Below are 14,806 nucleotides of genomic sequence, written 5' to 3' on the forward strand. Positions count from 1 at the left end.
GCAGCAACACGACGCACGCGGGTGTTGCGCCCCGGGTCTGATGGAGGCTCTCATTCCACGGAAGGATGAGAGCCATGGCTGCACCCCCGCTCCGGCTACCGTCGAAGCGTCAGTTCCGAGCCTCCACTGAACCCGGGGCGCAACAGGGCGACAACGCCGCGATGGAGTCGTTCTTCGCGCTGCTGCAGAAGAACGTCCTGGACCGGCGCCACTGGGCCACCCGCGCCCAGCTGCGGATCGCGATCATCACCTGGATCGAACGCACCTACCACCGGCGCCGCCGCCAGGCCCGTCTCGGACGTTTGACCCCCATCGAGTTCGAAGCCATCATCACCACTCAGGTCGCACTCGCCGCCTGACAACCGCTGTCACCTATTCGTGCAGCAGTCCCCTACAACTACCATCGGCCCCACACCGCCGTCGGGAACCTGCCTCCAGCCGCCAAGGCCCGCACCCGCGTCACCAACGTCATGGCCAGCAACACCTAGTCCCCTTTGAGCCCGGCCGCCGACGATGACGGTCAAGGAGGGCGTCGCAGCACACCGGAAGTGCGGTCGCGGTCACGCATCGGGTGCGGCGGAGGGGCCGGCCGGAGTCTCCAGCGGGCGACGGATCGCGTCGAGTGCGGCGTCGAAATAGTTCCTCAGCGGCTCGACGCCGTCGTCGACAGACCAGGCTTCACCGGCAATGTCGAGGCACGTGATGATGCATCCCACGATTGCCCTGGCCTGCAGCGCGGAGTCTGCCTGCCCACCGAGGCGTCGCTGGACCTCCGGCACCAAGTCGTCGTACCAGTGGAGGTGCTTCTCGATGCTGCGCGCCCGCAATGAGGGGGTCTGGTACATCATTCGGGAGACCGCCAGGAGACGCTCGTCGTCGGCCCCCTCATCCAGCGCGAAGATCGCACCGCGGAGGGCTGTCCAGGGACCCTCGCCGTCGGGACGCTGCTCCAACTGATCACGGATCACGGCGCCGTCCGCGATGAAGTGCCCCAGGACGACGTCTTCCTTCGTGCCGAAGTAGCGGAAGAAGGAGCGACGGGAGATGCCCGCGGCGACGACGATCTCATCGATCGTGGTCTGCTCGAAGCCGTTGGTCAGGAACAACTCCATCGCCACAGCGGTGATCTCGGCGTAGACCCGCTGCCGGGATCTCGTCCACAGTCCCGGTTGTGCGTCCCCCATCGATGACATCTCGACATTCTATTCGCGCCAGCCCACAGTGCCAAGGTGGCACTTAGTGCCAGACTGGCATATGCTGTCATCATGAGCCACACCACAAGACCTCTGGACTACACACACCACACCGTCCTCGTCACCGGAGCGAGCGCCGGAATCGGCGCAGAGTTCGCCCGACAACTCGCCTCCCGGGGGAGCAGTCTGGTCGTTGCGGCCCGACGTGTCGGCCGACTCGATGCACTTGCCGCGCAGCTCAGGCGGGAACACGGCGTCACCGTGAGCACCCTGCCGATCGACCTGGCGCAGCCCGGAGCGGGACAGACCATCCGTGATCAGCTCGATGCCCGCGGCATCGACGTGACGAGTGTGGTCAACAGCGCCGGCTTCGCCAACCTTGGGCCGTTCCACGACGCGGAACTGCCCGACCTCATGACAGAGATCGCGGTGGACGTCAACGCGGTGGTCGAGATCAGCCATGCCTTCATGCCTCGCCTGCGTCAGCGTGGAGACGGATTCCTCCTCAATGTGGCGAGCATGGCCGCGTACCAGGGGAATCCGACGATGGCGATCTACGGCGCGGCCAAGGCGTTCGTGCTCAGCTTCACCGAGGCGCTCTGGCACGAAGCCCGCGACACAGGACTGCGCGTGCTCGTGCTGTCTCCCGGTGCGACGGACACCGAGTTCTTCGATGTTGCAGGCGACCGCGCCGACGGCGGCTCGCGGCGCATGTCACCCACGGCGGTCGTCACCACAGCGCTCAGTGCGCTTGAACGACGCAACCCGCCGCCCAGTGTCATCCCTGGTCGCTCCAACCGGCTCTCCGAGGTCTTCGGCAGAGTTCTCGGCCGTCGTCGTGCGGCCGAGATGGTCGGCTCGTTGATGAACCGCACAGCGGCACGCAGGCCGTGAGGATCCGTGATGAGGACCGCTATCGTCACGGGCGCGACGTCCGGTCTCGGGTTCGTCACCGCTCGCGCACTCGCCCGCCGCGGAATGCATGTTGTGGTTCCCGCACGAGACCCGGAGCGCGCAGCGCGCGTGATCGAGAGGATCAGAGCCAGTGCTCCCGGCACTTCCCTGGAGGCACGCACCCTTGATCTCTCCGATCTGCGCGTCGTACGAGGGTTCGCCGAGACCTTCCGAGCCGAGCACAGCACACTCGACCTCCTGGTGAACAACGCCGGAATCATGTGGGGACCGCGGAGCGAGACCGTCGATGGGTTCGAAGCCCAGCTGGGCATCAACCATTTCGGTCACTTCGCCCTCACCGGGCTGCTGCTTCCACCGCTGAGGCAGTCGCTGGCCGGCCGCGTGGTGACAGTCGGTTCCACGGAGCATCTGCGCGGAGAGATCGACATGGACGATCTGCAGATGACACGCCGCTACCACCCGCGCCATGCCTATCAGCGAGCCAAACTTGCCAACGTCATCTTCGGGCTCGAACTCGACCGGCGCCTGCGTCACGCGCGCCTTGCGGTACGCAGCGTTCTCGCTCACCCCGGCTTTGCCGCCACCGGGCTTCAGACTCGGACCACGGCGCGTGCGCTCCGACCCTTCGCGGCGTTCCTGAACCGCGCGCTGGCGCAAACCCCCGAGCGGGGCGCACGGGCACAGATCAGGGCCGCGCTCGACCCTGATCTCCCCGGAGGGAGCTACATCGGGCCCACGGGCTGGAGTGAGCTTCGCGGCCCTCTTGGTGAAGCACGCATCGCACCATCAGCACGTGACCTCGCCTGCCGTGAGCGCTTGTGGTCCTTATCCGAAGAGCTCACCGACGTGCGCTACCAGTTCCTTCGCTGAAGTGCCAGCGGTACTCGATCGACTTCAGTCGCTGCGAAGAACGCACTGGTTCGATTCACCAGAAACGCGCAAGGCTCGAACCTCCGCCAAAGCGTCCATCGGCAAAGGTTCCTGCCTCGTGCGTGTGGTGGGCCCGGAGGGACTCGAACCCCCGACATCCACGGTGTAAACGTGGCGCTCTGACCAGCTGAGCTACAGGCCCTGGCAGCGCAGGCCAGGATAACCCGCCGCGCCGACCGGCGCGCGCACCGCGCGGACGCGCCGCGCGGGTCAGACCTCGCTCAGCGCGGCGCGGTAGTCCTCCAGGTCACGGGGCCGGCCGCGCGGGTTCACCGTCGACCATCGCACGATCCCGTCCTCGTCGACGAGGAACGTGCCGCGCAGGGCGTGCCCCGACTCCTCGTCGAGGACGTCGAAGGCGCGCGCCGCGGCGCCGTGCGGCCAGAAGTCGCTGAGGAGGTCGAACCCGAACCCCTCCTGCTCCTGCCACGCGCGCAGCGCGAAGACCGGGTCGGTGGAGACGGCGACGACGCGCACGCCCGCCGCCTCGAAGTCGTCGAGCTCGTCCCGCAGCTCGCCCAGCTCTCCGGTGCACACGGCGGAGAAGGCGAACGGGAAGAAGACGAGGAGCACCGGCTCGCCGCGCAGGTCCGCCAGGCGCACGGGCGTGCCGTGCGTGTCGGGCAGCGTGACGTCGGGCGCCGGGTCGCCGGGCCGCAGCCCTCGTCCCCCGGCGCCGGGACCGGCGGCCGGCACCGCCACCTCAGCGCCCGCGGCCGCGGTTGTCCAGCTTCGTCGCCGACCAGTCCTCCGCGACGGCGAACGTGCTCGTCGCATGCAGCCCGGCGGTGGTCGCGGCCTCCTGGATCTCGTTGTGGCCCACGTGTCCCGCGCGTCCCGGCTTGCGGGTGAGCAGCCAGATGAGCCCGCCGTCGTCGAGGACGGTCTGCACGTCCACGAGCATGTCCGTCAGGTCGCCGTCGTCCTCGCGCCACCACAGCACGACGCCGTCCGTGACGTCGTCGTAGTCCTCGTCGACGAGCTCGCCGCCGACGATCTCCTCGAGCTCGGTCCGCAGCGCGTCGTCGACGTCGTCGTCCCACCCGAACTCCTGCACCACCTGCCCCTGCTCGAAGCCGAGGCGTGCCGCCTGGGAATCCGCCTGCTTACCCACGTGGTTCTTCGTTCCTCTCTGTTCGACGGTCGACGACACCCGACGACCCCTGCGCACCCGGCCGTGCCCCGTCCGGGACGCCGCACGGCCACGTGTGCGCCAACGTAGTCCACCGCACCACGCGACGCCCGGCAACCCCGTCACGTCCCACCAGGCGGACGCTCCGGTGGGCACCGGCGGGACCGGGACCCCCGCGGCCGACCCGCGCCGGCGCCGGGCGGCTGGCCTGGCATGACGTAGATCACGGACTCTTGACCCCCCGATGGTGGGCTCGCGGGCGTTCCGGGGGACACAATGAGTAGTGACCACCTGATCGTGGAACCGCACCGTCGCGACCTGACGGAGTGGCGACCCGCGACGGGACACCTGACACGAGCGGTGGCGGCCACCATGCCCCGCCATCGCCCGCAGACGAGAGAGGTTGCTGGTGGCTTCGTACGACGAGACCGGACCGTTGATCAACGGCCTGCTCAGCGCCGTCCCGGACATCGACCCTTCCGAGACCTCGGAGTGGGTGGAGTCGCTCGACGGCCTGATCGACGACAAGGGTGGACCGCGCGCCCGCTACGTCATGCTCAACCTGCTGCGTCGCGCTCGTGAGCGCAACGTGCACATGCCCGCGGCGATGGCGACCCCGTACGTCAACACGATCGCCGTCCACGACGAGCCGTACTTCCCCGGCGACGAGGTCATGGAGCGCAAGTACCGCTCCTGGATCCGCTGGAACGCCGCCGTCATGGTGACGCGCGCGCAGCGGCCCGACATCTCCGTGGGCGGGCACATCTCCTCCTACGCCTCCGTCGCGACGATGTACGAGGTGGGCCTCAACCACTTCTTCCGCGGGAAGGACCACCCCGGCGGCGGCGACCAGGTCTACTTCCAGGGACACTCCTCCCCCGGCCAGTACGCCCGCGGCTTCCTTGAGGGCCGCCTGACGGCGGAGCAGCTCGACGGCTTCCGCCAGGAGAAGTCGGCGCCCGCGGGCGGCCTGCCCTCGTACCCGCACCCGCGGATGCTGCCCGACTTCTGGGAGTTCCCGACGGTCTCGATGGGTCTCGGCCCGGCGTCGGCGATCTACCAGGCCTGGACGAACAAGTACCTGCACCACCGCGGTATCAAGGACACCAGCCAGCAGGACGTGTGGGCGTTCCTGGGCGACGGCGAGATGGACGAGCCGGAGTCGCGCGGCATGCTGCAGCACGCGGCGCACCAGGGCCTGGACAACCTGACGTTCGTCGTCAACTGCAACCTGCAGCGTCTCGACGGGCCCGTGCGCGGGAACGGCAAGATCATGCAAGAGCTGGAGGCCCAGTTCAAGGGTGCCGGCTGGAACGTCATCAAGGTCGTCTGGGGCCGCGAGTGGGACGCCCTGCTCAACGCGGACAAGGACCGCGCCCTGGTCAACCTCATGAACGCCACGCCCGACGGCGACTACCAGACGTACCGCGCGGAGTCGGGCGCGTTCATCCGCGAGCACTTCTTCGGTCGCGACCCGCGCACCAAGGCGCTCGTGGAGAACATGAGCGACGACGACATCTGGAACATGAAGCGCGGCGGCCACGACTACCGCAAGATCTTCGCCGCCTACACGGCCGCGCGGGCTCACACGGGCCAGCCGACCGTCATCCTCGCGCAGACCGTCAAGGGCTACGCGCTGGGGTCGAGCTTCGCGGGCCGCAACGCCACGCACCAGATGAAGAAGGTCAAGAACGCGGACCTCAAGGCGCTGCGCGACAACCTGCGGATCCCGCTGAGCGACGAGCAGATCGACGCGGACCCGTACCTGCCGCCGTACTACCACCCGGGCATGGACGACGAGGCGATCCAGTACATGCTGGACCGCCGCCGGCACCTGGGCGGCTTCCTCCCCGAGCGCCGCTCGACGCCGAAGCCGATCACGCTGCCCGAGCCCAAGAAGTACGAGGTGCTCAAGAAGGGGTCCGGCACCCAGCAGGTCGCCAGCACCATGGCGTTCGTGCGCCTGCTCAAGGACCTCATCAAGGACAAGGAGTTCGGCAAGCGCATCGTGCCGATCATCCCCGACGAGGCGCGCACGTTCGGCCTGGACTCGATCTTCCCCAGCGCGAAGATCTTCAACACCCAGGGGCAGAACTACCTCGCCGTGGACCGCGAGCTCATGCTGAGCTACAAGGAGTCCGAGTCGGGGCAGATCATGCACACCGGCATCAACGAGGCCGGTTCCGCGGCCGCGTTCCAGTCGGTGGGCACGTCGTACGCCACGCACGGCGAGCACATGGTGCCGGTCTACATCTTCTACTCGATGTTCGGCTTCCAGCGCACCGGCGACCAGTTCTGGGCCGCCGGCGACCAGCTCACCCGCGGCTTCATCATCGGCGCCACGGCCGGCCGCACCACCCTGACCGGTGAGGGCCTGCAGCACGCGGACGGGCACTCGCCGCTCATCGCCGGCACCAACACGGCGATGGTGCAGTACGACCCCGCCTACGGCTACGAGATCCGCCACATCGTGCGCGACGGGATCGAGCGCATGTACGGCGACGGGTCGGACGGCCGCGACCAGAACGTCATGTACTACCTCACGGTGTACAACGAGCCGATGGTCCAGCCGGCCGAGCCGGAGGACGTGGACGTCGAGGGCATCCTCAAGGGCATCCACCGCATCTCCGTCGGCGAGGGCGAGGGCGACGGCCCGCGGGCTCAGCTCCTCGCGTCCGGCGTGGGCGTGCCGTGGGCGCTGGAGGCGCAGCAGCTCCTCGCGGAGGACTGGGGCGTGACGGCCGACGTGTGGTCGGTGACGTCCTGGAACGAGCTGCGCCGCGACGCCCTCGCGGCCGAGCACGACGCGCTCGTCGACCCGGCGGCCACCCCGCGGGTGCCGTACCTGACGCAGAAGCTGTCGGACGCCCAGGGGCCGTTCGTCGCCACGAGCGACTACGATCACCTCGTGCCCGACCAGGTCCGCGCCTGGATCCCCGGCGACTACGCGGTGCTCGGCGCGGACGGCTTCGGGTTCTCCGACACCCGCGCCGCCGCCCGCCGGTACTTCCTCATCGACGGCCCGTCGATGGTGGTCAAGACGCTGCAGCAGCTCGCCCGCCGCGGCGAGGTGCCGGCCGATGTCGTGGCCAAGGCCGTGGAGAAGTACCGCCTGCTCGACGTCACCGCCGGCACCTCCGGTGCCGTCGGCGGCGACAGCTGACGGCTCCCGCACCACGCACGAGGCCCGCCCTCTCCACCTCGGAGGGGCGGGCCTCGTGCGCGTCCGGGACTGTGCGTGCCCGGGGCGGTGCGTGCCCGGGGCGGTGCGCGACGGCGGTCAGCGGGGCGCCGCGCGCTCGTGCGCGGCGACGGCCTCGGCGAGCTCCGCCAGCACGTCCTCCGTCCCGGGACTCCGGCCCAGGGCCGACAGGTGCTGCCGCGCCTCGGCGGGGCGGCCGGCGTCCAGCGCCGCGAGGACGACCTGCCGCCCGGCCTCCGGGACGTGCTCCCGGGCCCGCCAGTGCCCGATCCCCAGCCCGAGCGCCTCGGTCGGCATGTCCGCCTCACGCAGGATCCGCAGAGCCGTGGCGAGCGCCTCGCCCCGCGGGTCCCGGTCCGCGGCGGTGGCGAGCCGGCGGACGGCGCCGTCCGGGTCGTCGGCCAGCGAGAGCCGGCCCAGCTCGAGCAGCGGCCGCCATCCGCGCGGGTGGCCGGCGAGCTCCTCCGCGAGCGACCAGACGGCGAGGTCGGCCGCGCGCTGCGCGGCCGGCTCGTCCGCGGGCGCGGTCAGCGGGTCCTCCGTGGCGGGCTCCTCCGCGGCGCGCCGCCGCACAAGCTCGGCGAGCGCGCGGAAGGCGTCCTCGTCGTTGGGGTCGTCGGCGAGCATGTCCCGCAGGGCGTCCTCCTGCACCGTGTCACCCTCCCGTGCCGACGACGGTCGCCGCGCCCCGACCGTCGAGGCCGAGAACGGCCGCCGCAGCAGCTGACGGAGCCGTGACATCGGGGCCATGCCCTCGACGATAGCGCCCACCCGCCTCGCACGCGGCCCGCACTGACGCGCCGACGACGGCGCCGGTTTGTGCACTCCCCACAACCGGGCCCGTATCCTCGGAGCATGGCGACCACCTCCGACACCGCCGCGTCGGCGAGTACCGTCTCGCGCGGCGAGAACGTCCAGCGCGTCCGCGAGGGCCTCGGGATGCTCACCGCGGCGGCCATGCGCCGCCTCGACGAGGACTTCGCCTGGTACCGCCAGCTGCCCGCGGAGGACCGCTCCTACGTGGGCCTCGTCGCGCAGTCCGGCATCAACGCCTTCGTCAGCTGGTTCGCGGAGCCGACCGACACGCCGCACGGCGTCGGCGACATGTTCGCGGCCGCGCCGCCCGAGCTCACGCGGTCCATCTCGCTGCAGCACACGCTGCAGCTCGTCCGGCTCATGGTCGACGTCGTCGAGCAGCACTCCGACGAGATCGCCGCGCCCGGCTACGAGCGCGAGCTGCGCGAGGCGGTGCTGCGCTACTCCCGCGAGATCGCGTTCTCCGCGGCGGAGGTGTACGCCCGCGCCGCCGAGGTGCGCGGCGCCTGGGACGCCCGCCTGGAGGCCCTGGTCGTGGACGCGCTCGTGCGCGGCGACGGCGACGACTCACTGCGATCGCGCGTCTCCGCCCTGGGCTGGAGCGGGCGCGGGCAGGCGCTCGTCGTGGTCGGCGAGACCGCCTCACGCCTCGACGACGTGCGCACGGCGGAGCTGCGCCGCCTGGCCCGCCGGGCCGCAGGCGACGCCCTCGTGGGCATCCACGGCGACCGCCTGGTGCTCGTCCTCGGCGGCGACGGCGACCTGGTCGCGGCGGCGACGTCGCTGCTCGACCGCTTCGGTCCCGGCCCGGTGGTCATCGGAGGCGTGGTGCCCGACGTCTCCGACGCCGCGACGTCGGCCGCCGCGGCGCTGGCGGGCCTCGCCGCCGCGCAGGCGTGGCCGCAGGCGCCGCGGCCCGTGCTCGCCGACGACCTGCTCCCGGAGCGCGTCCTCACCGGGGACGCGACGGCGCGGCGCACCCTCGTCTCGCAGGCCTACCTGCCGCTGCGGGAGGCCACGGGCTCGGTGCTGGAGACCCTGTCCGCGTACCTCGGCACCGGGCGGTCGCTGGAGGCCGCGGCCCGGCACCTCTACGTGCACCCCAACACGGTGCGCTACCGGCTGCGGAAGGTCTCCGAGATCACGGGGTGGGACCCGCTCGACGCCCGCGAGTCGTTCGTGCTGCAGGTGGCACTCGCCCTCGGCCAGCTCGACGGCGACGCCCGCCCGCACTGACGCCGGCCCGGGCAGGTTTGGAGGATCCCCACAATCGACCTCCGCGAGCTTGGTGCGCGTCACGACGCACCGGCCGCGCGGCGGGATGACACCGTGGTCTCCGTGCTCGCCGTCGTCTGCCCTGGACAGGGCTCTCAGACCCCCGGGATGCTCGCCCCTTGGCTCGAGCTGCCCGGCACCGCCGACCTGCTCGACGCGTTCTCCGCCGCCGCGGGGACCGACCTCACCCAGCACGGCACGACCTCGGACGCGGACACCATCCGCGACACCGCGGTCGCGCAGCCGCTCATCGTGTCGACCTCGCTGCTCGCGCTGCGCACGATCCTCGACGGCCGCCCCGTCACCGACGTCGTCGACGTCACGGCCGGGCACTCGGTGGGCGAGCTCAGCGCCGCCGCCGTCGCCGGGGCGCTCGACGACGCGGGCGCCGTGGGGCTCGTCGCGCACCGTGCGCGGGCGATGGCCGAGGCCGCCGCGGCGCGGCCGTCCGGCATGAGCGCCGTCGTCGGCGGCGACCCCGACGAGGTCCTCGCCGCCATCGAGGCGGCCGGGCTGACCCCCGCGAACGTCAACGGCGGCGGCCAGGTCGTCGCCGCGGGCGGCCACGACGAGCTCGCCGCGCTCGCGGAGCAGCCGCCGGCGCGCGCCCGCGTCATCCCGCTCCAGGTCGCCGGCGCGTTCCACACCTCCTACATGGAGCCGGCCCGCGTGGCCTTCGCCCAGGTGGCCGAGGGGTGGCTGGCCACCGACCCGCGCCTGCCGCTGCTGTCGAACGCCGACGGCGCCTCCTACGACTCCCTCGGCGCCGGCTCCCACGGGCACGGCACCGCCAAGGACGTCCTGGCGCGGCTCGCGGCCCAGGTCACGGCTCCGGTGCGGTGGGACCTGTGCCAGGCGACGCTGGCCGACCGCGGCGTGACCGCCCTCCTCGAGCTCGCCCCGGGCGGCGTGCTCACCGGCCTCGCCAAGCGGTCGCTCAAGGGCGTCGAGTCGGTCGCCGTGAAGTCCCCCGAGGACGTCGAGGCCGCCCGCGACCTCATCGAGCGGCACTCGGACGCCGCGCGGGCCCCCCGGGCCGCGCGCGAGGCCGACGCGTGACCGTTCGCCGCACGCTGCGCCAGGCCGAGCCGGTCGCGCACTCGCGCATCCTGGCGATCGGTGGGGAGCGCGGCGCACGCGTCGTGCCGAACGACGAGATCGTCGGCCCGATCGACTCGTCCGACGAGTGGATCCGCCAGCGCACCGGGATCGTCACGCGCCGCCGCGCGACCGACGACGTCGACGCGCTCGACCTGGCCGAGGCCGCGGCTCGCACGGCGCTCGACCGCGCCGGCCTCACCGGGGCCGACATCGACGTCGTGATCCTGTCGACCATCACGTACTTCCACCAGACGCCGGCCGGCGCCGCGATCCTCGCCGAGCGCCTCGGCGCGACCCCGGCAGCCGCGTACGACGTCTCGGCGGCGTGCGCCGGCTACGCGTACGGCATCGGCCAGGCGGACGCCCTGGTCCGGTCCGGAACTGCCCGGCACGTGCTGGTGATCGGTGCCGAGAAGATGAGCGACGTCGTCGACCCGACCGACCGGTCGATCTCGTTCCTCCTCGGCGACGGGGCGGGCGCGGCCGTCGTCGGGCCGTCCGACACGCCGGGCATCGGCCCCACGGTGTGGGGCTCCGACGGCAGCAAGGCGCAGTCGATCCGCCAGACGCACTCGCTCGCCGAGCTCGCCCGGGATCCGTCCCTCGGCATGCCGACGCTGCGCCAGGACGGCCCCTCGGTGTTCCGGTGGGCGAGCTTCCAGATGGCGCCGGTCGCGGCGAAGGCGATGGCCGAGGCAGGCGTCGAGCCGGACGACGTCCAGGTGTTCGTGCCGCACCAGGCCAACGTGCGGATCATCGACCAGCTGGCCACACAGCTCGGCCTGCCCGAGTCCGTCGTGGTCGCGCGCGACATCGTCGACACCGGCAACACGTCCGCGGCGTCGATCCCGTTGGCGACCGAGCGGCTGCTGGCCGAGGGCCGCGCGTCGTCGGGCGACATCGCCCTGCAGATCGGCTTCGGCGCGGGCCTCGTGTACGCCGCCCAGGTCGTCGTGCTCCCGTAGCCCCGACTGTCGGTCCCGACAGTTCACCGAGTCCCGCCCGGCGGTGACACAATCGCACCGCAACACCCCGACCCGGCGCCGGAGCTCCGGCGCCCCGTTCAAGGAGAAACCCACCTCATGGCCTACACCGCGCAGGAGATCCTCGAGGGCCTCGCCGAGATCGTCGCCGAGGAGACCGGTCTGCCCACGGACGCCGTCGCGAAGGAGAAGTCCTTCACCGACGACCTCGACATCGACTCGCTGTCGATGATGACGATCGTGACGCACGCCGAGGACAAGTTCGGCGTGCGCATCCCGGACGACGAGGTGAAGAACCTCACGACCGTCGGGGACGCCGTCACCTACATCGAGGGTGCGCAGGCCGCCTGACCTGCCGGGCACACCGCTGCCCACGGGCGCGGGCGGGCCGACGACCCGGCCCGCCCGCGCACCCCGCGGCGCCACCCGCGCGCCGCGCGGTCGAGACCTCCTCGACACCGCCGGTCCCCGGCACCCTCTGCACCGCCCCGCTCGACACTCGCCTCGACACCAGGAGTGACCCACCATGACCGCCGCACCCGCCTCGCGCGACGTCGTCGTCACCGGACTCGGAGCCACCACGCCCTTGGGCGGCGACGCCCCGAGCACCTGGCAGGCCGCGCTGGCCGGCGAGTCGGGCGCCCGCACCCTGGAGAACGACTGGGCCGAGACGTACGGCCTGCCGGTGACCTTCGCGGCGACCATCAAGGTCGACCCGGCGGAGCGCCTGTCCCGGCCCGAGACCAAGCGGATGGACCCGTCCACCCAGTACGCGATGATCGCGGCGCGCGAGGCCTGGCAGGACGCCGGCGCGCCGGAGGTCGACGGCGAGCGGCTCGGAGCCGTCGTGTCGTCGGGCATCGGCGGCATCTGGACCACGCTGGACGGCTGGGACACCCTCAAGGAGCGGGGCGCCCGCCGCATGCTCCCGATGACGGTCCCGATGCTCATGCCGAACTCCCCGGCGGCGTACGTGTCGCTGGAGTTCGGCGCCAAGGCCGGCGCCCACGCGCTCGTGTCCGCATGCGCGTCGGGAGCCGAGGCCATCGGCTACGGCCTCGACATGATCCGCACGGGGCGGGCCGACGTCGTGGTGTGCGGCGGCACCGAGGCGACCATCCATCCGATGCCCATCGCCGCGTTCGCCGCGTCGCGGACCCTGTCGCTGCGCAACGACGACCCGCAGCGTGCCTCGCGTCCGTACGACGTCGACCGCGACGGGTTCGTCATCGGCGAGGGCGCCGCCGTCGTCGTCCTGGAGAGCGCGGAGCACGCTGCGGCGCGCGGCGCCCGCGTGTACGCGCGCCTCGCCGGCGTCGGCCTGTCGGCCGACGCCTACCACATCACCTCGCCGGACCCGGAGGGCACGGGCCAGGTGTCCGCGATGCGCCGGGCCCTGGAGGACGCGGACGTCACCTCGCGCGACGTCGTGCACGTCAACGCGCACGCGACGTCCACGAAGGTCGGCGACCTCACCGAGACGGCTTCGATCCGCACCCTCATGGGCGGCGAGGCCGACCACGTGCGCCTGTCCGCGACGAAGTCGATGACGGGGCATCTGCTCGGCGGCGCCGGCGCGCTCGAGACGCTGTTCACGGTGAAGGCGGTCAGCGAGCGTCTCGCGCCCCCGACGATCAACGTCGAGAACCCCGACCCGGAGCTGCAGGTACCCTTGGTGCGGGCCACGCCGGAGAAGCTCCCGGACGGCGACGTCGTCGCGGTCAACAACTCGTTCGGCTTCGGCGGCCACAACGTCGCGCTCGTGGTGACGAACGCCTGACATGGCGCCCTCGGAGCGACCGGGCGAGCGGGTGAGACCAAACGGGCATGTCCGTTTTGAGGCTTTAATCGCCTTTAGGTGTTAGGTCGGATAATTTCACCCGCCACACTGTGGTCATGTTCACCACATCGTCACCATATCTGCATACGATGTCGCCCGAGGCCATCACCCCGGTGGCCTGCTTGGTTACTACCTTGCCTGGGGGGCAACTGTGGTTGTTTCGCGGAAGCGAACGCACGAATCATCACTGGCATCACGCACGACCGGTCGCCACGGTCGCACGACGCTGAAGCGCGCGACGGCGATGTTCGCCTCCGCCGGAGTGCTCGGGGTTGCGACGTTCGGGGGCATCACGGCCGCGTCGGCGGCTCCGACCGACGACACGGAGGCGCAGGGGACGTTCCTCGGCGGCACCGTGCTCGGCACGAACCTCGACGACATCGCTGAGCTCGAGGGCGCGCTCGCCGAGAACCCGTCCGGCGAGTCGCTGGACACGAACCCGCTCGCCGCCGAGGTGCTCAACGCCATCGAGATCGACCTCGGTGACGGCATCTCGCTGCTCGGCGAGAACAGCATCGCCTCGGTCGGCACCGTCAACCAGTACGCGTCCGCCACGGCCGACAGCGCGGACGCCGCGTCGGGCGCCGTGAGCGACCAGGGCGCCATCGAGGTCGGCGGCTCCGAGGAGTTCCCGGCGAACGCGACCATCGGCCTCACCGAGCTCCTGGGCGACCTGAACCTCGAGGGCATCATCAGCGAGGCGGAGCTCACGCTCGGCGCCGTGTCCTCGGAGGCGCACTGGCCCGCGGGCGGCGAGCCGACCGGCGACTACCAGATCGCCAGCGCCACGATCGACCTGGAGAGCCCGCTCGTCGGCGGCCTCCTCGGCCCGGTGCTCAACCTGGTCGGCGCCCTTCTCGGCGACGGTGTCGGCCAGGCCGACGTCGACGGCGTGTTCGTCGACCTCGCCACCGGTGAGGTCAGCATCGACCTGGCCGCGGTGCTCGCCAGCCAGGGCCTGGACATCAACGACCTGGACCCGGACACCGAGCTGCTCAGCGGCGAGGTCCTCAACGCCGTGACGACCGGCCTGGTCAACAGCCTCACGGAGGCCCTCGGGAGCCTCCTCGCCCTCGACCTCGGCCCGGTCACCGACCTGGTCGACAGCCTGCTGGGCGACCTGACCGAGGAGGTCGTCTCGCCGCTGCTGGACGGCGTCAACGACCTCATCTCGCTGAAGGCCAACGTGCAGGACCAGCCGGGTGACATCGCGGCCCACGACCCGTCGGGCACGGAGTCCTTCACGCAGCGCGCGCTGCAGCTGACGCTGCTGCCGGGTGACGAGCCGCTGGCTCAGATCAACCTCGCCTCGTCCTCCGTCCGCACCTTCGTCGAGGACGGCGAGGAGGTCGACGGGACCGAGGTCGACGGCACCGAGGTCGACGGCACCGAGGTCGACGGCACCGAGGTCGACGGCAC

13 protein-coding genes, 1 tRNA gene and 1 pseudogene are annotated in these 14,806 nt (G+C 71.5%); 10 read left to right on the forward strand and 5 right to left on the reverse strand.

Annotation, left to right across the window (positions count from 1 at the left end; all coding sequences use genetic code 11):
• Window positions 1-146 precede the first annotated feature (146 nt).
• Window positions 147-359 (forward strand): annotated as a pseudogene (locus tag EYB28_RS13170) (IS3 family transposase); the annotation flags it as partial.
• A 201-nt stretch (window positions 360-560) separates the two neighbouring features.
• Here the strand turns inward: EYB28_RS13170 and EYB28_RS13180 are convergent.
• On the reverse strand, window positions 561-1,193 hold the full coding sequence (locus tag EYB28_RS13180; RefSeq protein WP_166848636.1) for a TetR/AcrR family transcriptional regulator: 633 nt from the start codon (window positions 1,191-1,193) through the stop codon (window positions 561-563).
• A gap of 72 nt (window positions 1,194-1,265) precedes the next feature.
• Between EYB28_RS13180 and EYB28_RS13185 the strand changes: the two genes are divergently transcribed.
• Window positions 1,266-2,087 carry an SDR family oxidoreductase gene (locus tag EYB28_RS13185; RefSeq protein WP_166848639.1) on the forward strand — a complete coding sequence of 274 codons (822 nt, stop codon included), beginning with the start codon at window positions 1,266-1,268 and terminating at the stop codon, window positions 2,085-2,087.
• A 9-nt stretch (window positions 2,088-2,096) separates the two neighbouring features.
• Window positions 2,097-2,978 (forward strand): oxidoreductase, encoded by an 882-nt coding sequence (locus tag EYB28_RS13190; RefSeq protein WP_166848641.1) that lies wholly within the window; start codon window positions 2,097-2,099, stop codon window positions 2,976-2,978.
• A 125-nt stretch (window positions 2,979-3,103) separates the two neighbouring features.
• On the opposite strand, the gene EYB28_RS13195 is transcribed toward EYB28_RS13190, so the two are convergent.
• The 3 genes from EYB28_RS13195 to EYB28_RS13205 form a co-directional block, all read right to left on the reverse strand.
• A tRNA-Val gene (locus EYB28_RS13195) sits at window positions 3,104-3,180 on the reverse strand.
• Between the two features lie 68 nt (window positions 3,181-3,248).
• A complete protein-coding gene (locus EYB28_RS13200; RefSeq protein ID WP_240930551.1) occupies window positions 3,249-3,734 on the reverse strand; it encodes a peroxiredoxin in 486 nt (161 codons plus the stop codon).
• Between the two features lie 7 nt (window positions 3,735-3,741).
• Window positions 3,742-4,152: a DUF3052 domain-containing protein gene (locus tag EYB28_RS13205; RefSeq protein WP_166848648.1), complete on the reverse strand. Its 411-nt coding sequence runs from the start codon at window positions 4,150-4,152 to the stop codon at window positions 3,742-3,744.
• A gap of 427 nt (window positions 4,153-4,579) precedes the next feature.
• Between EYB28_RS13205 and aceE the strand changes: the two genes are divergently transcribed.
• Window positions 4,580-7,333 carry a pyruvate dehydrogenase (acetyl-transferring), homodimeric type gene (gene aceE, locus EYB28_RS13210; protein WP_166848650.1) on the forward strand — a complete coding sequence of 918 codons (2,754 nt, stop codon included), beginning with the start codon at window positions 4,580-4,582 and terminating at the stop codon, window positions 7,331-7,333.
• A gap of 117 nt (window positions 7,334-7,450) precedes the next feature.
• Here aceE and EYB28_RS13215 read toward each other — a convergent pair whose 3' ends face one another.
• On the reverse strand, window positions 7,451-8,122 hold the full coding sequence (locus EYB28_RS13215) for a hypothetical protein (protein ID WP_240930552.1): 672 nt from the start codon (window positions 8,120-8,122) through the stop codon (window positions 7,451-7,453).
• Between the two features lie 105 nt (window positions 8,123-8,227).
• Between EYB28_RS13215 and EYB28_RS13220 the strand changes: the two genes are divergently transcribed.
• From EYB28_RS13220 to EYB28_RS13245, 6 genes are all read left to right on the forward strand, one after another.
• Entirely contained in the window at window positions 8,228-9,424 is a 1,197-nt protein-coding gene (locus EYB28_RS13220; protein ID WP_166848652.1) for a CdaR family transcriptional regulator, read from the forward strand.
• A gap of 102 nt (window positions 9,425-9,526) precedes the next feature.
• Complete coding sequence (locus tag EYB28_RS13225) at window positions 9,527-10,522, forward strand: ACP S-malonyltransferase (RefSeq protein WP_166852381.1); 996 nt, start codon at window positions 9,527-9,529, stop codon at window positions 10,520-10,522.
• On the forward strand, window positions 10,519-11,529 hold the full coding sequence (locus EYB28_RS13230) for a beta-ketoacyl-ACP synthase III (RefSeq protein WP_166848655.1): 1,011 nt from the start codon (window positions 10,519-10,521) through the stop codon (window positions 11,527-11,529). The genes EYB28_RS13225 and EYB28_RS13230 overlap by 4 nt, the downstream gene beginning before the upstream one ends.
• A 117-nt stretch (window positions 11,530-11,646) precedes the next feature.
• On the forward strand, window positions 11,647-11,898 hold the full coding sequence (locus EYB28_RS13235) for an acyl carrier protein (protein WP_166848657.1): 252 nt from the start codon (window positions 11,647-11,649) through the stop codon (window positions 11,896-11,898).
• A 175-nt stretch (window positions 11,899-12,073) separates the two neighbouring features.
• Window positions 12,074-13,327, forward strand: a complete 1,254-nt coding sequence (locus EYB28_RS13240) for a beta-ketoacyl synthase (RefSeq protein WP_166848660.1) — start codon at window positions 12,074-12,076, stop codon at window positions 13,325-13,327.
• A 304-nt stretch (window positions 13,328-13,631) separates the two neighbouring features.
• Window positions 13,632-14,806, forward strand: a 1,175-nt coding sequence (locus EYB28_RS13245; protein ID WP_166848662.1) for a choice-of-anchor G family protein, incomplete at its 3' end; no start/stop codon positions are given.

The sequence above is a fragment of the Isoptericola sp. BMS4 genome (assembly GCF_011634835.1).
Lineage (GTDB): Bacteria > Actinomycetota > Actinomycetes > Actinomycetales > Cellulomonadaceae > Isoptericola.